Source organism: Bacteroides intestinalis (assembly GCF_003464595.1).
Classification (GTDB): domain Bacteria; phylum Bacteroidota; class Bacteroidia; order Bacteroidales; family Bacteroidaceae; genus Bacteroides; species Bacteroides intestinalis_A.
In genome coordinates, this window is the sequence record NZ_QRZF01000004.1 from 235,722 (window position 1) to 255,902 (window position 20,181).

Below are 20,181 nucleotides of genomic sequence, written 5' to 3' on the forward strand. Positions count from 1 at the left end.
CGAGAGGCAGGATATTAATATAATACCCTGCCTCTCTAAAATTATATGAATGAAAGATTTATTCTTCGTCCATCAAGATTTCCAGAATCTGACAAGCAGCTTTGGCAACCGGAGTACCGGGACCAAAAATAGCAGCTACACCGGCTTTATACAAGAAATCATAGTCCTGTGCAGGAATTACACCACCTGCAATTACGATGATATCCTCACGACCCAGCTTCTTCAGTTCTTCAATGATCTGCGGAACCAGTGTCTTGTGTCCGGCAGCCAATGAAGATACGCCCACTACGTGAACGTCATTTTCAACAGCTTCGCGGGCAGCTTCGGCAGGCGTCTGGAACAACGGTCCCATATCCACGTCGAAACCACAGTCGGCATATCCGGTCGCAACTACTTTGGCGCCACGGTCGTGACCGTCCTGACCCATTTTGGCAACCATAATACGGGGCTGACGTCCCTCTTTCTTCGCAAACTTCTCGGCCAATTCGCAAGCACGCTTGAAGTCGCTGTCATTCTTACTTTCTGATGAATACACGCCTGATATAGTTCTGATTATTGCCTTATAACGTCCTACAATCTTTTCGCAAGCATAAGAGATTTCTCCCAACGTAGCGCGAACACGGGCAGCTTCTACTGCCAGCTCCAGCAAATTGCCTTCCTTGGTTTCCACGCATTTGGTAATAGCTTCCAATGCTTTCTGCACTTCAGCCTCATTTCTTCCTTCTTTCAAGCGCTTCAGGTTCTCAATCTGTTCCAGACGAACAGCCGTATTGTCGATTTCGAGGATATCAATCGGAGCTTCTTTCTCCAGACGATATTTATTCACACCAACAATAGTCTGAGAACCGGAGTCGATACGAGCCTGTGTACGTGCAGCAGCTTCTTCGATGCGCATCTTAGGAATACCGGTTTCGATAGCCTTTGCCATACCACCCAGTTTTTCTACTTCCTGAATAAGCTCCCAAGCCTTGTGAGCCAAGTCATTTGTCAGAGACTCTACATAATAAGAACCTCCCCATGGGTCAACGTTCTTACAGATATAAGTTTCTTCCTGAATATAAATCTGAGTATTACGTGCGATACGGGCAGAGAAGTCTGTCGGCAATGCGATAGCCTCATCAAGAGCGTTGGTATGCAGAGACTGGGTATGTCCCAAAGCTGCAGCCATAGCCTCGATACAAGTACGGCCTACATTATTGAACGGATCCTGTTCAGTCAACGACCAGCCGGAAGTCTGGGAGTGCGTACGCAAAGCCAGTGATTTCGGATTCTTCGGATTGAACTGTTTCACGATCTTTGCCCAAAGCATACGAGCCGCACGCATTTTGGCAATTTCCATAAAGTGGTTGGTACCGATAGCCCAGAAGAAAGACAAACGCGGAGCAAAAGCATCGATGTCAATACCTGCTGCTGTTCCGGCACGAAGATATTCCAAACCGTCAGCCAGCGTATAAGCCAACTCAATGTCTGCCGTAGCACCGGCTTCCTGCATATGGTAACCGGAGATAGAAATAGAGTTAAACTTCGGCATTTTCTGAGAAGTATATTCGAAGATATCGGATATAATCTTCATAGAGAATGCAGGCGGATAAATATAGGTATTACGCACCATGAATTCTTTCAGGATGTCATTCTGGATAGTACCTGCCATTTCTTCCAATTTAGCACCTTGTTCCAGACCGGCATTGATATAGAATGCCAGAATTGGAAGAACAGCACCATTCATAGTCATGGACACAGACATCTTGTTCAAAGGAATACCATCGAAAAGAACCTTCATATTCTCCAGTGAGCAGATAGATACACCGGCCTTACCTACATCACCTACCACACGTTCATGGTCAGGGTCGTAGCCACGGTGTGTAGCCAAGTCGAAGGCTACAGACAAACCTTTCTGTCCGGAAGCCAGATTACGACGGTAGAATGCATTTGATTCTTCAGCTGTAGAGAATCCGGCATACTGACGGATTGTCCAGGGGCGTAGTGTGTACATCACTGAGTACGGGCCACGCAGATAAGGAGGCAGACCGGCAGCATAGCCCAAATGTTCCATGCCTTCCAGGTCTTCTTTTGTATAAACAGGCTTCACTTCAATGTGTTCCGGCGTTTTCCAATCAGCATGGATGCCGTTAGCCTTTTGCCACTCAGCACCGTTAGCGGGCTTGAATGCGGCATATATATCTAAGTTTTTAAAATCTTTTCTCATCTTCTTTTTTAGTTGACGAGGATTTAGGTGACAAGTTGACAAGGCTTCCCTTTGTCCCTTTGTTCCCTTGTCCCCTTGTTAACTCAATAATTTAGCGTTGTATTCCTTTAATGTTTCCAGTACGTTGACACGAACATGGATGAAATTCTCGATACCGGCAGCTTTCAGCTCGTCCATATTGGCAGGAGCACCGGCTACGATAAACATAGCACGACCATTCAGAGCCTTGAAAGCCGGAACAGCGTATTCTGCATATTCATCATCACTGGAACAAAGCACCACGATATCAGCTTTAGCAGCCATCGCAGCTTCCACACCTGCTTCTACAGTCGGGAAGCCCAGGTTATCAACAACCTCATATCCGGCACAAGCCAGGAAGTTACAAGAGTACTGAGCACGTGCCTGACGCATAGCCAGATTACCGATAGTCAGCATAAAAGCTTTCGGACGCTTGCCTGAAGCTTCTGTTTCGAGGCGCAATGCTTCGAATTCACTGGCAGCACGGTCAAAGTTGAGTGTAGCCACATCTTTTTCACAAGTATCATGACCACCGCAGCAACAAGTAGCTTCCAGCGGTTTCTTCTCACCTGCCTTCTCATTAAAGTTCGGGAACTGATTCGTACCCAGCAACACTTCGCGACGTTGAGCAACAGCTTTATGACGAGTCTTGTTACTTTCGTTCACAGCAGCCTGTACCGTACCAGCTTTTACAGCAGCATAGAAACCACCTTCCTCTTCAACAGCCAGGAAAAGTTCCCAAGCTTGTTTTGCAATGGATACAGTCAGATTTTCAATATAGTAAGAACCGGCAGCAGGGTCAATCACCTTATCGAAGTGAGACTCCTCTTTCAGCAGCAATTGCTGGTTGCGGGCCATACGTTCCGAAAATTCATTCGGAGCATCATAAGTCTTATCGAACGGAGTTACTGTCATTGAATCCACACCTGCCAGTGCAGCACTCATAGCCTCTGTCTGCGTACGCAACAGGTTTACATGAGCATCAAATAAAGTAAGATTGAACGTAGAAGTCTCAGCATGTATGCGCATTTTGGCAGCACATTGAGCATCGGCATCATAAGAAGCTACGATGTTTGCCCACAACATACGGGCAGCACGGAACTTAGCAATCTCAAGGAAGTAATTAGAGCTGATACCAAAGTTGAATTTAATCTTCTTGGCAACAAGAGCAGCAGGAACTCCCGCTTCTGTCAGCTGATTCATATATTCATTACCCCAAGCTAGAGCATAACCCAATTCCTGGGAAATGTATGCTCCGGCATTGTTCAGCGTCAAAGCTGTCACATTCAGTACACGGTAGTTCGGCAGAGCAGTAGTTGCTTCAATCAGAGCTTTGGCTGTTTGCACCATATCACCCTTTTCTTTGCCTTTTGCCAGCATCTTGTCGAAGAAATCATAACCGATGGAACCCTGCAACTTCGCCAGGTCATAACCTTTCTTCTGGAAGTAAGCCACCAAAAGTTCTGCAAGTCCTACCACATGTCCCTGACAAGTATAGAAATTCAGCTCTACACACTCAGCGCAGATTCCTTCGAGCAAAGTCTCGATGTATTCGGCATTGAGTTCTTTTGCCTTTACACGGAAAGCCAGTGAATCGATACCTTTATTCAGGATATCCAGCGCTTTTGCATTGGCTTCCTTGGGGCATTCCACTTTAATTTCCTGGCGAACAAGCCACTCGTTGTTGTCTTTCTTGGTACCTCTGAGATAGGGGAATTCACCGGGAAGTGCATCCATCGTTTTCAGTTCCTCGAGGTCTTCCATGCGATAGAAAGGTTTTACCTTGAATCCTTCGTTTGTTTTCCAAACGAGTTTCTTCTCAAAATCAGCACCTTTCAGGTCAGCTACTACTTTCTCCATCCACTGTTCGGTTGTGGTGGGAGCAAAGTCCGAGAAGAGTTTTTCTTTACTGTCTGCCATAGTTTATTTTATAATTAAAAAGATAATTAGTAATCTCTTCATTTACCTATTTGTATAAAATAGGACTTGCAAATATACTCAATAACTTAATAACACAAGGTTTTTTAAGTAAAATTCGCATGGAGAAATGACATTCTGCAAGTATGATTTTCGTATGTGTATGCATGATTGCAAAGTACACCTTACATTTTAGAGTATAAACTAATATTCCTGCATACTACCTAATTATCTTCTAACACCTCTACCTATACCCCAAAAGAAAAACTCCAGCAAACCCTTTGCCACATCCCTTTTAATGCCTACCTTTGCGCGAAAATTCAATAAGTAAATAAAAAAGTTAGACAAAAGTAACTATGGATTGGTTAGAGAGTTTGTTATGGGACCCTGCCTCCGTCGCCCATATCGTATGCTTGTATGCATTCGTAATATCTGTCGGCGTGCTTTTGGGTAAGATTAAATTTTTCGGGATATCATTGGGTGTCACATTTGTACTCTTCACTGGTATTCTGATGGGACATTTCGGTTTTACGGGTGAGACACACATTTTGCACTTCATCCGCGAATTCGGATTAATTTTATTTGTATTCTGTATCGGTCTACAAGTAGGGCCGTCGTTCTTCTCCTCTTTTAAGAAAGGTGGAATGACACTGAACATGCTTGCAGTAGGTATTGTGGTACTGAATATTGCAGTAGCTCTGGGTATTTATTTCATCGACGGGGGAATCGATCTTCCCATGATGGTAGGTATTCTCTACGGTGCTGTTACCAATACTCCGGGTTTGGGTGCCGCACAGGAAGCCTTGAATCAGTTGAACTACACGGGCGATCCTATCGCACTGGGATATGCCTGCGCTTACCCGCTTGGTGTTGTCGGTATCATTGGTTCCATCATTGCCATCCGCTACATCTGCCGGGTGAACCTGAAAAAAGAAGAAGATGAACTGGCCGTTCAGACTTCTGATATGAAGCACATGCCCCACATGTTGCACCTGGAAGTCCGCAACGAATCTATTGACGGAAAAAAACTCATCCAGATCAAAGAGTTTATGGGACGTCCTTTTGTATGCTCACGTATCCGTCACGAGGGACATGTCAGCATCCCCAACCAAGATACGGAATTTCATATCGGCGACCAGGTATTTATTGTATGTTCCGAAGAAGATGCTGAAGCAGTAACCGCTTTCATCGGTAAAGAAATTCAGGTGGACTGGGAAAAACAAGACATGCCGATGGTTTCACGCCGTATATTGGTGACAAAATCCGAAATCAATGGTAAAAAATTAGGTAGCCTCCATTTCCGTAGTATGTACGGAGTAAACGTAACCCGTATCAACCGTTCCGGTATGGACTTGTTTGCTGATCCGAACCTGATACTACAGGTAGGTGACCGTGTAATGGTCGTTGGCCAGCAAGATGCCGTAGAGCGTGTTGCTGGAGTACTGGGTAATCAACTGAAACGTCTGGATACGCCTAATATTGTGACTATCTTCGTGGGTATCTTCCTGGGTATCCTGTTGGGTAGTCTTCCTATCGCTTTCCCGGGTATACCGACTCCGGTCAAACTCGGTCTGGCAGGTGGTCCGCTGGTAGTGGCTATTCTTATCGGCCGCTTCGGCCATAAGCTGAAACTGGTGACTTATACAACCATGAGTGCCAACCTGATGCTGCGTGAAATCGGTATCGTACTCTTCCTTGCCAGCGTAGGCATCGAAGCCGGTGCTCACTTCGTAGAAACAGTGGTAGAAGGTTCCGGTTTGCTTTATGTAGGCTATGGTTTCCTGATCACTGTTATTCCTTTGCTGATTATCGGTATGATTGCCCGCTTCTACTGCAAAGTGAATTACTTTACCCTGATGGGATTGATTGCCGGTAGCAACACAGACCCTCCTGCATTAGCTTATGCTAACCAGGCATCCGGCAATGATGCTCCGGCAGTAGGTTACTCTACTGTTTATCCGTTGACAATGTTCCTGCGTATTCTGGCAGGCCAGATGATATTGTTGACAATGATGTAATGTCAGATGATATAAAAGAAAAGAGGGACTACGCAGTTGTAATCTCTCTTTTTTTTGTTCTGTTTTTCCCCTTCATATTACCAAAACCGTATCTTCTCCGTACTTGCTCCGTGTCTATACACTTGGACTTGGTATGGAGTTGGTATGGACCAGATACGGAGAGGGTATGGCCCGGGTTATAAATTGTTCCGTTTCACTTTATTTTAAGTTTCACAAAATCTTCTATAAAATCGATAGTCTTTTCAATCCCCAGCACAGAAGAGTCAATGCACAGATGATAGGTTGCCGCAGCTCCCCACGTCTTGTAGCTATAATAGTTATAATATTCCGAACGTTTTTTATCAGCCTTATTCATCATATTTTCTGCTTCTTCTTCTGTAACATGATGTGAAGCGCACAGACGGGCAACGCGTGCTTCATGCGAAGCGGAAATAAAGATATTGGCACAACGGGGATGATCACGCAGGATATAATCGGCACAACGGCCTACAAAAAGACAGGATTTCTCTGCGGCTAACTGGCGGATTACATCGCTCTGCACCTTGAAAAGTGCATCGTTACTGAGGCAATTCTGAGTTGGTAAAGCACCATCTCCCACAAAAGGGAAACGCATACCAAAGAGTCCGCCGATAATCCCTTGCGAGGCGCGTTCATCGGCCTTCTCAAAGAACTCACGACACAGACCGCTTTCCTTGGAAGCCAGAGTTATTAACTCCTTGTCATAGAAATCGATACCCAGACGGGCTGCCAACTTCTCCCCTATCTCCTTTCCGCCACTTCCCAATTGGCGACCGATGTTCACAACGAATTTCTTATTCATAGCTTCAATCTAAATATTGGTTTACTAATAGCAAAAGTAAGGATTTATAGGAAAGAAACAAAAAAATAATCTATACTAATTTTCCGGCTATAACTAACTTTATCACGAACCGCATGTTTTTCACTCTATCCTTCGCCTCTTTTAAATTTACGGAACTGCCCAACCAGCATCACCATTGCCACCAAGCTGGCAAGTAAATCGGAAACCGGCATACTATACCAAACACCGGCCGCACCGAAAAAATGAGGCAGGATTATCAGCGCCGGAAGCAAGAAAAGCATCTGACGGGTAAGAGACAAAAAGATAGCTTTACTCGCCATCCCGATACTCTGAAAGAAATTCGACGTCACCATCTGGAAACCGATTATCGGGAAGAACATCACTACCACACGCAGTCCACGTGCCGAAATAGCTATCAATTCTTCGTCAGAAGTAAATATGGAAACCACCAAATCGGGTATAATCATCCCCATCAGGAAACCGGATGTGGTGACAACCGTAGCAAAAATTATAGTCAGTTTCAACACCCGCGAGACACGAGCATATTGCTGCGCACCAAAGTTATATCCGGCAATAGGCTGCATGCCCTGATTCAATCCCATCACGATCATTACGAATATAAACACCAAGCGGTTAACAATGCCGAATGCACCGATAGACAAGTCTCCACCGTAACGCTTCAGCCCCTGATTAATGACAATTACAATAAAGCACGCTGCCAGATTCATCAGGAAAGGAGACATACCGATAGTAAGCGAATCCATCACAATCTTACGGCGCAGGCGGAATATGCCGCGATGGAAATGGAGCAGTTCGTCTTTGTTGCTGAATATCTTGAATTGCCACAGCAGCGAAATAACCTGCGCAATGATGGTGGCAATAGCAGCTCCACGGATACCCCAGCCGAAACCGTAAATAAATAAAGGGTCAAGTATCGTATTGATGACTACTGTAGCGATAGTGGCGTACATTGCCTTTTGCGGATGTCCGGAAGAACGTAGGACAGCATTTAAGCCAAGATAAAGATGGGTGACAACATTGCCCAGCAAAATAATCTGCATGTATTCACGGGCGTACTTCACCGTTTCATCGCTACCGCCAAAGAAGTAAAGGATAGGATCGAGGAATATCATCGTTACGACCGTAAATGTCAATCCCAGCACGATATTCAGCACCAGTACATTACCCAAGATCCGTTGGGCTGTATCGTAATCTTTTTGTCCCAGTTTAACCGATACCAATGTGGAAGCTCCCACTCCTACCAACGAACCGAATGCAGCAGCAAGATTCATCAGGGGAAAAGTAAGCGCCAATCCCGAAATAGCCATTGTGCCTACTCCGTGACCGATAAAAATGCTATCCACCATATTATATAAAGAAGATGCCGTCATGGCGATAATCGCCGGTACGGCATATTGCATCAGTAGCTTTCCAATCTTTTCTGTTCCCAACGCTGTGGGTGCCTTTTGTCCTGTCATAATACCTATTTCCTTTATTTTGGGGTGCAAAGGTACTGATTTTCCCATAAGCAAACAAGAAAAGGAGAACAAAGAGATTATCGCTACTTCAAAGAGAAATTCATTCACTCCATTGAGAATGTACACGTTGACTTTAAACTTTTCCTAATTCTCCCCTTCTTCATGCCATTATATGAAAAATGTTTCGTATTTTTGCTCCCAAATTGTGTTAATGTACAACGAAATGAATGTATTAGAACTAAGTGAACAGGAAATCATTCGACGTAATAGTATGAATGAACTTCGCGCGATGGGCATCGAACCCTATCCCGCTGCAGAGTATGTAACCAATGCTTTCTCTACAGATATAAAAGCGGAATTTAAAGATGACGCAGAACCTCGCAAGGTATCCGTAGCCGGACGTATGATGACGCGCCGGGTAATGGGTAAGGCTTCGTTCGTTGAATTGCAGGACTCCAAAGGTCGCATTCAGGTGTATATCACTCGCGACGATATCTGTCCGGGAGAAGACAAGGAACTCTACAATACTGTATTTAAACGCCTGCTCGACTTAGGCGACTTCATTGGAATCGAAGGTTTTGTTTTCCGTACTCAGATGGGCGAAATCAGTATCCACGCCCAGAAGTTGACCGTACTGGCAAAATCCATCAAGCCACTGCCTATCGTAAAATACAAAGACGGTATAGCTTATGACTCTTTTGAAGATCCAGAACTGCGTTATCGCCAACGTTACGTCGACCTTATTGTAAACGACGGCGTAAAAGATACATTCTTAAAACGTGCCACTGTCATTAAGACCATGCGTGCCGTACTGGATGAAGCCGGCTATACCGAAGTGGAAACTCCCATTCTGCAATCTATAGCAGGTGGAGCAAGTGCCCGCCCGTTCATTACCCACCACAACTCACTGAATATCGACCTGTATCTGCGTATCGCTACCGAGCTTTACCTGAAACGTCTGATTGTAGGTGGTTTTGAGGGTGTTTATGAAATCGGCAAGAACTTCCGTAACGAAGGTATGGACAAGAACCATAATCCGGAGTTCACCTGTATGGAGCTTTACGTACAATATAAGGATTACAATTGGATGATGAATTTTACCGAAAAATTGCTGGAACGTATCTGCATTGCTGTAAATGGCAGCGAAGAGACTACCATCGACGGTAAGACTATCAGTTTCAAGGCACCATACCGCCGCTTGCCTATCCTGGATGCTATCAAGGAGAAAACCGGTTACGACCTCAATGGCAAGAGTGAAGAAGAAATCCGCCAGATCTGTAAAGAGCTGAAGATGGAGATTGATGACACCATGGGCAAGGGTAAGCTGATAGATGAAATATTCGGTGAATTCTGTGAAGGAACCTTCATCCAACCGACATTCATCACTGACTATCCTGTTGAAATGAGTCCGTTGACCAAGATGCACCGTAGCAAACCGGGTCTGACTGAACGTTTTGAGTTGATGGTGAATGGTAAGGAACTTGCCAATGCTTACAGTGAGTTGAATGATCCCATCGATCAGGAAGAACGTTTCAAAGATCAGTTACGCCTGAGCGAAAAGGGTGACGATGAAGCAATGTTCATCGACCAGGATTTCCTGCGTGCCCTGCAGTTCGGTATGCCTCCTACATCTGGTATCGGTATAGGTATCGACCGTCTTACTATGCTGATGACAGGTAAATCATACATTCAGGAAGTGCTGTTCTTCCCGCAAATGCGTCCCGAGAAGGTTATCCCAAAAGATGCTCCTGCCAAATATATGGAACTGGGCATTGCCGAAGACTGGGTACCCGTTATCCAGAAAGCCGGCTACAACACAATAGAAGACATGAAAGGTGTAAATCCGCAAAAGTTGCATCAGGACATTTGCGGTATCAACAAGAAATACAAATTGGAACTGACCAACCCGTCTGTAAATGACGTTGCTGATTGGATCAGCAAAATTAAAAATTAAAGAATTAAAAATTAAATAAGTGAGATTAAAGATCGAACGGGGGAAAGGAACTTCTTTCCTTTTCCCCTTTTAATTTTTAATTATTAATTATTAATTTCGATATGAAACTACCCGGAAAGATAGCCATAATGGGCGGAGGAAGCTGGGCTACAGCCATTGCAAAAATGGTACTTGCTCAGGCTGAGTCGATTAACTGGTATATGCGACGAGATGATCGTATTACTGATTTTAAACGACTGGGCCATAACCCTGCCTACCTGACGGGCGTCAAATTTGACATGAAGCGTATCAATTTTTCCTCTAACATCAACGATGTAGTGAAAGAGTCTGATACGCTGATATTTGTCACCCCTTCCCCTTATCTCAAAGCTCACTTAAAGAAACTGAAAACGCGGATACGGGATAAATTCATCATCACTGCTATTAAAGGAATCGTACCCGATGACAATCTGATCGTATCGGAGTACTTCACAAAAGAATATGGCGTTCCACCTGAAAATATTGCTGTATTGGCAGGTCCCTGCCATGCGGAAGAAGTAGCCCTGGAACGTCTCTCTTATCTCACCATTGCTTGCCCTGACACAGATAAAGCATGTACCATCGCCCGTCGTCTGGCCAGTTCATTCATTAAAACATCTGTCAGCAATGACGTAGCCGGTATAGAATACAGTTCTGTACTGAAAAACGTGTACGCCATTGCCGCAGGTATTTGCAGTGGTCTGAAATATGGTGATAACTTCCAGGCAGTATTGATATCCAATGCCGTACAGGAAATGAATCGTTTTCTGCAAACTGTACATCCGTTAAACAGAAACGTGAATGATTCTGTTTATTTAGGTGACTTGCTGGTGACAGGATATTCTAATTTCAGCCGTAACCGTACATTTGGTACAATGATCGGTAAGGGATACTCTGTGAAAAGTGCGCAGATAGAAATGGAGATGATTGCCGAAGGATACTACGGTACAAAGTGTATCAAGGAAATCAACAAACATCACCATGTCAATATGCCGATACTGGATGCTGTCTATAACATCTTGTACGAACGTATTTCACCGATGATAGAGATCAAGTTGCTGACTGACTCGCTCAGATAGAAGTATAATAAACAACATACAATAAACATCTTTTAAACCAAAAGTAACTCAATTCCCCCTTTCCCATGAGAAAGGGATGAGAGGAGAGGCTTTTAAAACCTAGAATAATATGATTAGTTTGAACATCGAAAAGACTTTTGGATTTATCTCCAAAGCATCTGTTGCTGCTTACGAAGCTCAGGTAAAGGCTGCGCAGGAAGCATTGGAAAACGGTACCGGAAAAGGAAATGACTTCCTGGGCTGGTTGCACCTCCCTTCATCTATCAGTCAAGAGCATCTGGCCGACCTGAAAGCTACTGCACAGGTTATGCGCGACAATTGCGATGTAGTAATCGTTGCCGGTATCGGCGGAAGCTACCTCGGCGCACGTGCAGTTATCGAGGCTTTATCAAACAGTTTCACCTGGTTACAGGAAAAGAAAACTGCGCCTGTCATGATCTATGCAGGACACAATATCAGCGAAGATTATTTATATGAACTGACTGAATTCCTGAAAGACAAGAAATTCGGTGTCATCAATATCTCCAAATCAGGAACTACTACCGAAACAGCTCTTGCTTTCCGCCTGCTGAAAAAGCAATGCGAAGACCAACGCGGTAAGGATATGGCAAAGAAAGTAATCGTTGCCATCACGGATGCAAAGAAAGGCGCTGCTCGCATTACAGCCGATAAAGAAGGTTACAAATCATTCATCATCCCCGATAACGTAGGAGGACGTTTCTCCGTACTGACTCCGGTAGGTTTGTTGCCGATTGCAATAGCTGGCTTCGACATCGAAAAATTGGTCGCTGGTGCTGCGGATATGGAAAAGGCTTGCGGAGTAAATGTTCCGTTTGCAGAAAACTTGGCTGCACAATATGCTGCTACTCGTAACGAGTTGTACAAGAATGGCAAGAAGATTGAAATTCTTGTGAACTTCTGTCCGAAACTACATTATGTAAGCGAATGGTGGAAACAACTTTACGGAGAATCGGAAGGTAAGGAAAATAAAGGTATTTTCCCGGCTGCTGTAGACTTCTCTACTGACCTGCACTCCATGGGACAATGGATTCAGGAAGGCGAACGCACTATCTTTGAAACTGTAATCTCTGTAGAGAAAGTAGACCACAAATTGGAAGTACCTTCTGATGAAGCAAACCTGGACGGCCTGAACTTCCTGGCAGGTAAGCGTGTGGACGAAGTAAACAAGATGGCCGAACTGGGTACTCAGTTGGCTCACGTAGACGGTGGTGTGCCTAATATGCGTATCATTATCGAGAAACTGGACGAATATAACATCGGTCAGTTGCTTTATTTCTTTGAAATCGGTTGTGGTATCAGCGGTTATCTGCTGGGCGTTAATCCATTTAACCAACCGGGTGTAGAAGCATACAAGAAGAATATGTTCGCGCTGCTGAACAAACCGGGATACGAAGAAGAGTCAAAAGCTATCCAGGCAAAACTCTAAAAAGGAGTAAGCTAAACACAGATAGACGGGGTGTGAATGATTAAACTCATTCGCACCTCGTTTTTTTATTGTATCTTTGCAGCCACAAAACAATAGGTATTATGTTTCAAGAAGCTATCGCCCGTTATCTTCAATCCAGCGGGCATTTACAAATTCAATTGAAATCTGTCCTTTTTGATATGGACGGTGTATTGTTCAACTCTATGCCTTACCATGCCGATGCCTGGCATAAGGTTATGGAACGCCATGGCCTCCATCTGAGCCGTGAAGAAGCTTATCTGCATGAGGGGAGAACCGGAGCTGCTACCATAAATATCGTTTATCAGCGGCAATACGGTAAAGATGCCACCCCTGAAATGATAAAGAGTATATATGCAGAAAAGAGCGCTGAGTTCAACAGTAATCCCGAACCGGAGCGTATGCCCGGCGCATGGGAAGTACTGCAAAAAATAGAAGCAGACGGACTGGTTCCTATGGTAGTTACCGGTTCCGGACAACATTCATTGTTAGATCGGTTGTCACACAACTTCCCCGGCATGTTTCACCGTGAATTGATGGTAACCGCCTTTGATGTAAAATACGGCAAGCCGCATCCGGAACCCTATCTGATGGCTCTGCAGAAAGGAGGAGTAAAACCCAATGAGGCTATCGTGGTGGAAAATGCACCTATGGGCGTACAAGCTGGTGTAGCCGCAGGTATATTCACTGTAGCCGTCAACACAGGTCCTATTGATGGGCAAGTATTATTAGATGCGGGAGCAAATATACTATTCCCGTCTATGCAGGCATTTTGTGATAATTGGGAGAAATTACGTGAAGCATTCGGACAAATAAACCGGACACTTTGATATTTTGAGAAAAGAAGAAAATCATTTCAGTAGCTCTGCAATTTTTTTCTTCAAGTTTAATTTTATGATTTCTTCCGGCTTTAACTCCAGCTCTATCAGGACCTTAGCAGTCGACACTTTGTAGGCTTCGTCTTTTTTATCATAATTTATCTGTTCCTTACTAATAGAATATAATAGAGCAAAATCATAATCCAAAGCCTTTGACACGTTATAGAGAGTATCTGTATCAATGCTTTTTCGTGTCAACATATAATCAACACTTTGAGGCTTAACTTGCAGTCTTCTTGCAAGTTCCGCCTTCGTCACTTGCTTTTCAACCATGACATTTTTTATAATTTCACCTATGTATATATTGGGCTTTTCCATTTTAATGAAGGTACGATTTATAATTTAGACCTAAAGGACGAAAAACAATATTTCATCTGTTTACAGATTCTATTTTATTCATAAATTGTTTGTTTAATCAGATATATTTTGATACTTTTGTCACAAAATCATATAAACATTTAACAGCCATGACGTTATTGATCCTTATACTTATAGCCATTCCTATCTGTATTTTGATAATTTTATTATGGATATACAATGACTATCGCAAATACAAAAAACGGCACAGTTTCCTATTTTTGCTTTTTTGGACTTTACCAGCCACTATGCAAGCCCAATATGTAGACAAAGACTGTTGCATAAGCTTTAAATGGCATGAAAACCAACAAGGTAAACTGGAATGTATAAACGGAAATCTCACCTATGAGTTCATCCCTAATGAAAGTTTCTGGAAAATAGTTATCCGGAATAATTCATCTGAAACTGCACAAGTCAATTGGAATAATGCACAATTCATCATCAACGGACGTGCCTCTGGACTGCTACTTTACCCGGTATCAGAATCTTCTCCCGCAAAAGAGATAATAAACGGTAATAGTGAAATTAGTGAAACCTGTACGGCAAGTATTCTGATAGAAGGTACAAAAAGTAAAAAGATATATAACCCAAAAGACATTCGAAAAGGTAATAAGATAACGGTCAGCATAATTCTTCCTATAGCCATTGCTAACAAACCTCAATTCTTCACAACCTTCGATTTCATAATTAAGCAAACCTACTAATCATGACACTTCAAGACATAAAAGAACATCTCAACGAAACGCGGAACTGGTACATCGTACTAACATCACCCCGGAAAGAAAGAAAAATAAGGGAGAGTTTGAATAATAAAGATATCATAACCTATCTCCCTACCACTTATGTACAATATAAATGGAAGGAAAAGATAAGAAAAATACAGATTCCAACTATCAACAGGTGCATATTCATTTATGCCACTGATTCGGAAGTAAAGACACTGAAAGTGGCATACTCAATACTTCCATTGGAAATGATAAAAATGGCAGATTAACATGTTATATAAGAAAGAGGGGATACTTTAAATAGTATCCCCTCTTTCTTATATAGTGACCCGGGTGGGACTCAAACCCACGACCTTCAGAACCGGAATCTGACGCTCTATTCACTAAGCTACCAGGCCTCAAATGCGGGGGCAAAAGTATAAAAAATCCGGGCATATTCCTAATGATTTATCTTTTTTTACTGCAAAGACTTCAAAATAAGAATGTTATTTTGAGAGCAACAAGTAGTTAATAAGAAACAATTTGATAACAAATTCGCCCAAAACCGATGCAAATATAAATATTATACCTATATTTGCCGGACAAAAACATAGTATACACTTATGAGTTATCTAATAAAACCAGAAGGGTACAAACCCTTATTGGACTTAAAACAAACAGAATTAGGAATCAAACAGATTAAAGAGTTCTTTCAGTTGAACCTTTCATCGGAATTACGTTTGCGTCGCGTCACCGCCCCGCTTTTTGTATTAAAAGGAATGGGTATCAATGATGACCTGAACGGAGTGGAACGTGCCGTATCATTCCCTATCAAAGATTTGGGAGACGCACAAGCTGAAGTTGTACATTCACTTGCCAAATGGAAACGACTGACATTGGCAGACTATAATATAGAACCCGGATATGGCATCTATACGGATATGAATGCCATACGCTCAGATGAAGAATTGGGAAACTTACATTCACTCTATGTAGACCAATGGGACTGGGAACGTGTTATCACTGCTGAGAACCGGAATGTGGATTTCCTAAAAGAAATAGTAACCCGCATTTATGCCGCCATGATCCGCACAGAATATATGGTGTATGAGATGTATCCGGAAATCAAGCCTTGCCTGCCTCAAAAGCTACACTTCATTCACGCTGAAGAATTGCGCCAACTCTATCCGGACCTGGAACCCAAATGCCGCGAACATGCTATTACCAAAAAGTATGGTGCAGTATTCATTATCGGTATCGGTTGTAAGTTAAGTGACGGAGAGAAGCACGATGGACGTGCCCCTGACTACGATGACTATACTTCAGAAGGTCTGAATGGCCTCCCCGGACTGAACGGTGACCTTTTGCTATGGGATGATGTACTCCAACGCAGTATCGAGCTCTCATCCATGGGTATCCGTGTAGACAAGGAAGCCTTGCAACGCCAATTAAAACAGGAAGGGGAAGAGAAACGTCTGGAACTTTACTTTCACAAGCGTTTGATGAGTGATACATTGCCTCTGTCCATAGGTGGCGGTATAGGGCAATCACGCCTTTGTATGTTCTATCTTCGCAAAGCACATATCGGTGAAATTCAAGCCAGTATCTGGCCGGAAGATATGCGTCAGGAATGTAAGGAACATAATATATATCTGATTTAACATCCCCTGAATAACAGGAAAAGGCAGAGATCTTTTGATTTCTGCCTTTTTGTTTATCGAAATAAAAACAGTGTCCTGCCACCGGAACCGGATAAAAATAGTATCTTAGCGTCCGAAACTTTTAACACACAAAATTATGAACGTTCAAATAGAAGAAAGCTGGAAAGCACGTTTGGAACCGGAATTCGAAAAGGACTATTTCCGCACACTAACTAATTTTGTACGGGAAGAATATAGCCAGTATCCGATATATCCTCCGGGAAAGTTGATATTCAATGCTTTCAATCTTTGCCCATTCGACAAAGTGAAAGTAGTCATTATCGGTCAGGATCCTTATCATGGTCCCGGACAGGCTCATGGACTATGTTTTTCCGTCAACGATGGGGTTCGTTTTCCCCCTTCACTAATTAATATATTCAAAGAAATTAAGGATGATATCGGCACTGATGCGCCCAACACAGGCAATCTGACCCGCTGGGCCGAGCAGGGAGTTCTGCTCCTGAATGCTACACTGACCGTTCGTGCCCATCAGGCAGGTTCTCACCAAAACCGCGGTTGGGAAACATTTACTGATGCAGCCATACGTGTTCTTGCCGAACAACGGGAGCACCTTGTTTTTATTCTCTGGGGATCATATGCGCAACGTAAAGGCGCATTTATTGATCGTAGCAAGCACATGGTACTGACATCTGCGCACCCCTCCCCTCTATCAGCCTATAATGGTTTCTTTGGAAACAAGCATTTCAGCAGAGCGAATGCTTACTTAAAGGAACATGGGGAACAGGAAATTGCTTGGTAAGAAAGGATCTTAAACTCTCTTAGTACCATTTGATATTCGTCTGAGTCTGACTCTTTTTGTCATATTTCAAGTCTTGTAAAATGCTCGCATTCGCGCGAATCACAAAACTATAATACTTCCATGTGCCAAAAGGAGAAAGGCTTGCAGACATACTGAAACAGTGCAGGTCACGCGTTATATTGAAAGAGGTCTGCACAATCTTCTTAACATTAAAGTCATAACCGGAGTTGAAGCTGACAGCCCATTTATTAGAGATTTTAACATTACCATTGATATTGAGGGCATTCAAGCTAAATTTATACGGATAGCGCATACTCTCTCTATTGATGGGTTTGGAGTTATCTTCCGTAATATTAAAACCTGTACTCAGATTTATAGACCAAGGCATCTTAAACTCTTGATAGCCATCACTATCTACAGCAGCTTTCTCTTTCTTCCGCTTTGTAGGAGTACCCGACTCAGAATCATCAGTTTCGTCATCTTCACTATCTGTATCAGTCTGTCCATTTCCCTTGCCATCATCATCCGCCTTCTCTCCGGTAAAGAACGCTTTCCATTTCTTCCACGTGTCATTATTAAGCGTGTAACTGAAAGAAGTTCCGTATCCCTGAAAACGTCCGAAACGCCCATAAGACCACTCTGTACGATTACTCGTTATTACATTACCATTCTTATCAAAGTCGTAAGCATAGGTAGCAAAGACTGAACTCATACTGAAGGTATAGCTCTTACTCAATTTCAAACGCAGATTCAGGGTAAGATTACTCCATGGGCGTACCTGAGCAGCCGTATTGTATGAGATGCTGGCACCCAATTCATCAATCAAACTCACCTTACGTATAGAGTCGTTCTTATCCCTATATTTCATTTCCAGGTTATTGGAAATCTGGAATGAAATATTTCCCGACCTACCTTGTCCCGGCACACCAAACATCTGATCGGCATATGGAGAGTAAACAACGGTATCCTGTGTTCCGTCAGCATTGGGTTTAAGATAAGTATCATAGTAACCATAACGGGAAGAACCAAAGTCCGGCGATGCACTGATACTGATAGAAGGAGTGATGACATGACGAATCTGTATCTCTTTCTTCTTCATGAACAAAGGCTTATACATACCATAAATCTTTGTATTGACACCCAGGCTCGCACTGTAATTATATACCCGGTGAAAACCGTAGACTGTATCAGTATTCACAACCTGCCCACTGGTACCTGAATTCGGATCCCAGTCCTTCATCACCTTACGGGTGTACCAACGCTCCGTATAGCTAACAGACGGGGTTACATTAAAGTATTTGAATAACGTAAATGTTGCACTGACAGGTATCTCATGTTTCATACCATTCTTCCAGTCCTTGATCAGATTAGACTTGAACAGAAGGTTATCTTTTGTAGTAATACTGTTAGAAAGGCGTCCGCTATAACGAACAGAGATCTTCTCATACCACTTCTCATTTCCTACTGCATTCTTCCGTTTAAAAGGGAAAATGGTGCTCAGGGTAATGTTCAGGTCCGGTAAAGTCACGGCAATAGATGAGTCTTTCATATTCTGTGCAATGTTACCGGTAGCTGCTATAGAAAGCTTCTGATCGGGAAAGTTACGCGAGTAGCTGACACTGGATGTTTTAGTATTTTGTGTCATAGCCTGCGAGTTATACATATTACCGATATTGGTACGCTCGTAACTACTGGAAGAAAAGTTCACACTGGCCGAGAATGAAGAGTTAGGATTAGCCTTCGGATCCTGGCGGTGCGACCATACAACTTTAAAATCTTTTGCCACCATATAGTCTTCCAAGCCCTTGTCACCCGTCTTAGTCACCTGATAACTGGCCTGAAACAGACCTGAGAATTTATAACGGACATTGTAATTAGTTTCTGCATTCAGCGCCCATGAACCTTTCGTGAAAATATCCCCCCTTAACTTTAAGTCCATCTTATCGCTAATGGCAAAGTAGTAACCACCATCCGTCAGACCAAAGCCACGAGTGGAGTCATCCATATAGCTCGGCATTATGAAACCGGACGAATAGCTGCTGGAGAAAGGAAAGAAGAAAAAAGGAACGGCAAGAGGCAACGGGACATCTTCAATTACCAGATATGCAGGTCCCGTCACAACATTTTTCTTGGGACGCACCTTGGCATAAGTCATCTGCATATAGAAGTGAGGATGATCATGGTTGTCACAAGTGGTATAACGACCGCTTTTCATGTACAACTCATCATTCATACCTTTCTTGGCATTATTACCGGTAACATATCCCTCACCCTGCTGGCTGACTACATTACTAATAAGCCCTTTCTTACTTTTAAAATTATACCGTATCGTATTTGTTTCATAAGGTGTATCTCCATCTTTGAAGACGGGTCTTCCCTTTATCACCTTTAACGAATCTTCCACACCATGAGCAAAGACCGTACTACTGTCCATATTCATGGTTATCACTTCAGCGGCCAGCTCTATATTTTGGTAATTCACTTTGCCATCGCCATACAAGTTGGCCACACCACCTTGTGTAAACACAATGGAGTCATTAGCTTCATAAATAACCGGAGCATCCAGCGGTTGCTTCTTCTTGGCAGGCTGCAACTGAATCGTATCGTTTTGCAGCGTATCTCCTCTCAACAGGGTATCTCCCTCTTGCACACCTCCTATATTAAAGGTATCAGTCCGCTCGATTCCTGTAGGAACAGTCCTTCCACGCCGACGTTGCGAAAAGGCCTCGTCAGGGAGCAGGAGTAAGACTAGTAGTAGTATGAATGATATGAATGTATTTGCTTTCAATGGCGTAATCAACTAATAGTT

The 20,181-nt window shown here is 43.2% G+C and carries 15 protein-coding genes and 1 tRNA gene; 9 read left to right on the forward strand and 7 right to left on the reverse strand.

The genetic code is table 11. From position 1 onward, the window contains the following. Window positions 1–58 precede the first annotated feature (58 nt). Window positions 59–2,206, reverse strand: coding sequence for a methylmalonyl-CoA mutase (scpA, locus tag DWW10_RS07710; protein ID WP_118421231.1), 2,148 nt, complete (start codon window positions 2,204–2,206; stop codon window positions 59–61). A gap of 78 nt (window positions 2,207–2,284) precedes the next feature. Beyond that, window positions 2,285–4,144 carry a methylmalonyl-CoA mutase small subunit gene (mutA, locus tag DWW10_RS07715; protein ID WP_022391615.1) on the reverse strand — a complete coding sequence of 620 codons (1,860 nt, stop codon included), beginning with the start codon at window positions 4,142–4,144 and terminating at the stop codon, window positions 2,285–2,287. Between the two features lie 353 nt (window positions 4,145–4,497). On the opposite strand from mutA, the gene DWW10_RS07720 reads away from it, so the two are divergent. Then, window positions 4,498–6,159 carry a putative transporter gene (locus DWW10_RS07720; RefSeq protein WP_022391616.1) on the forward strand — a complete coding sequence of 554 codons (1,662 nt, stop codon included), beginning with the start codon at window positions 4,498–4,500 and terminating at the stop codon, window positions 6,157–6,159. 193 nt (window positions 6,160–6,352) lie between these two features. On the opposite strand, the gene DWW10_RS07725 is transcribed toward DWW10_RS07720, so the two are convergent. Together DWW10_RS07725 and DWW10_RS07730 are read right to left on the reverse strand one after the other, a co-directional pair. Then, window positions 6,353–6,979, reverse strand: a complete 627-nt coding sequence (locus DWW10_RS07725) for a cytidylate kinase-like family protein (protein ID WP_022391617.1) — start codon at window positions 6,977–6,979, stop codon at window positions 6,353–6,355. Window positions 6,980–7,104: 125 nt separating this feature from the next. Further along, a complete protein-coding gene (locus tag DWW10_RS07730) occupies window positions 7,105–8,457 on the reverse strand; it encodes an MATE family efflux transporter (RefSeq protein ID WP_118421285.1) in 1,353 nt (450 codons plus the stop codon). 223 nt (window positions 8,458–8,680) lie between these two features. Between DWW10_RS07730 and lysS the strand changes: the two genes are divergently transcribed. The 4 genes from lysS to DWW10_RS07750 all read left to right on the forward strand — a co-directional run bounded on the left by lysS (window position 8,681) and on the right by DWW10_RS07750 (window position 13,803). Then, entirely contained in the window at window positions 8,681–10,411 is a 1,731-nt protein-coding gene (gene lysS / locus DWW10_RS07735) for a lysine--tRNA ligase (protein WP_022391619.1), read from the forward strand. 101 nt (window positions 10,412–10,512) lie between these two features. Further along, complete coding sequence (locus DWW10_RS07740) at window positions 10,513–11,508, forward strand: NAD(P)H-dependent glycerol-3-phosphate dehydrogenase (RefSeq protein ID WP_007210337.1); 996 nt, start codon at window positions 10,513–10,515, stop codon at window positions 11,506–11,508. 109 nt (window positions 11,509–11,617) lie between these two features. Further along, on the forward strand, window positions 11,618–12,955 hold the full coding sequence (locus tag DWW10_RS07745; protein ID WP_022391620.1) for a glucose-6-phosphate isomerase: 1,338 nt from the start codon (window positions 11,618–11,620) through the stop codon (window positions 12,953–12,955). Window positions 12,956–13,056: 101 nt separating this feature from the next. Then, the gene (locus DWW10_RS07750; RefSeq protein WP_022391621.1) at window positions 13,057–13,803 is read left to right on the forward strand and encodes an inorganic diphosphatase; all 747 of its coding nucleotides are present in this window, start codon (window positions 13,057–13,059) and stop codon (window positions 13,801–13,803) included. A gap of 21 nt (window positions 13,804–13,824) precedes the next feature. Here the strand turns inward: DWW10_RS07750 and DWW10_RS07755 are convergent, their stop codons facing one another. After that, window positions 13,825–14,169 carry a helix-turn-helix domain-containing protein gene (locus DWW10_RS07755; RefSeq protein WP_118421230.1) on the reverse strand — a complete coding sequence of 115 codons (345 nt, stop codon included), beginning with the start codon at window positions 14,167–14,169 and terminating at the stop codon, window positions 13,825–13,827. A 149-nt stretch (window positions 14,170–14,318) separates the two neighbouring features. Between DWW10_RS07755 and DWW10_RS07760 the strand changes: the two genes are divergently transcribed. Both DWW10_RS07760 and DWW10_RS07765 read left to right on the forward strand, forming a co-directional pair. Then, entirely contained in the window at window positions 14,319–14,912 is a 594-nt protein-coding gene (locus tag DWW10_RS07760; protein ID WP_022391623.1) for a hypothetical protein, read from the forward strand. Between the two features lie 2 nt (window positions 14,913–14,914). Continuing rightward, window positions 14,915–15,202 carry a UpxY family transcription antiterminator gene (locus DWW10_RS07765; RefSeq protein ID WP_022391624.1) on the forward strand — a complete coding sequence of 96 codons (288 nt, stop codon included), beginning with the start codon at window positions 14,915–14,917 and terminating at the stop codon, window positions 15,200–15,202. A 56-nt stretch (window positions 15,203–15,258) separates the two neighbouring features. Here the strand turns inward: DWW10_RS07765 and DWW10_RS07770 are convergent. Then, a tRNA-Arg gene (locus tag DWW10_RS07770) sits at window positions 15,259–15,331 on the reverse strand. Window positions 15,332–15,535: 204 nt separating this feature from the next. Here DWW10_RS07770 and asnA point away from each other — a divergent pair. After that, window positions 15,536–16,573 carry an aspartate--ammonia ligase gene (gene asnA / locus DWW10_RS07775; RefSeq protein ID WP_007659981.1) on the forward strand — a complete coding sequence of 346 codons (1,038 nt, stop codon included), beginning with the start codon at window positions 15,536–15,538 and terminating at the stop codon, window positions 16,571–16,573. A gap of 136 nt (window positions 16,574–16,709) precedes the next feature. Further along, window positions 16,710–17,372: a uracil-DNA glycosylase gene (ung, locus tag DWW10_RS07780; RefSeq protein ID WP_022391625.1), complete on the forward strand. Its 663-nt coding sequence runs from the start codon at window positions 16,710–16,712 to the stop codon at window positions 17,370–17,372. A gap of 19 nt (window positions 17,373–17,391) precedes the next feature. Here ung and DWW10_RS07785 read toward each other — a convergent pair whose 3' ends face one another. Continuing rightward, on the reverse strand, window positions 17,392–20,169 hold the full coding sequence (locus DWW10_RS07785) for a putative LPS assembly protein LptD (protein WP_118421284.1): 2,778 nt from the start codon (window positions 20,167–20,169) through the stop codon (window positions 17,392–17,394). Between the last annotated feature and the right edge of the window lie 12 nt (window positions 20,170–20,181).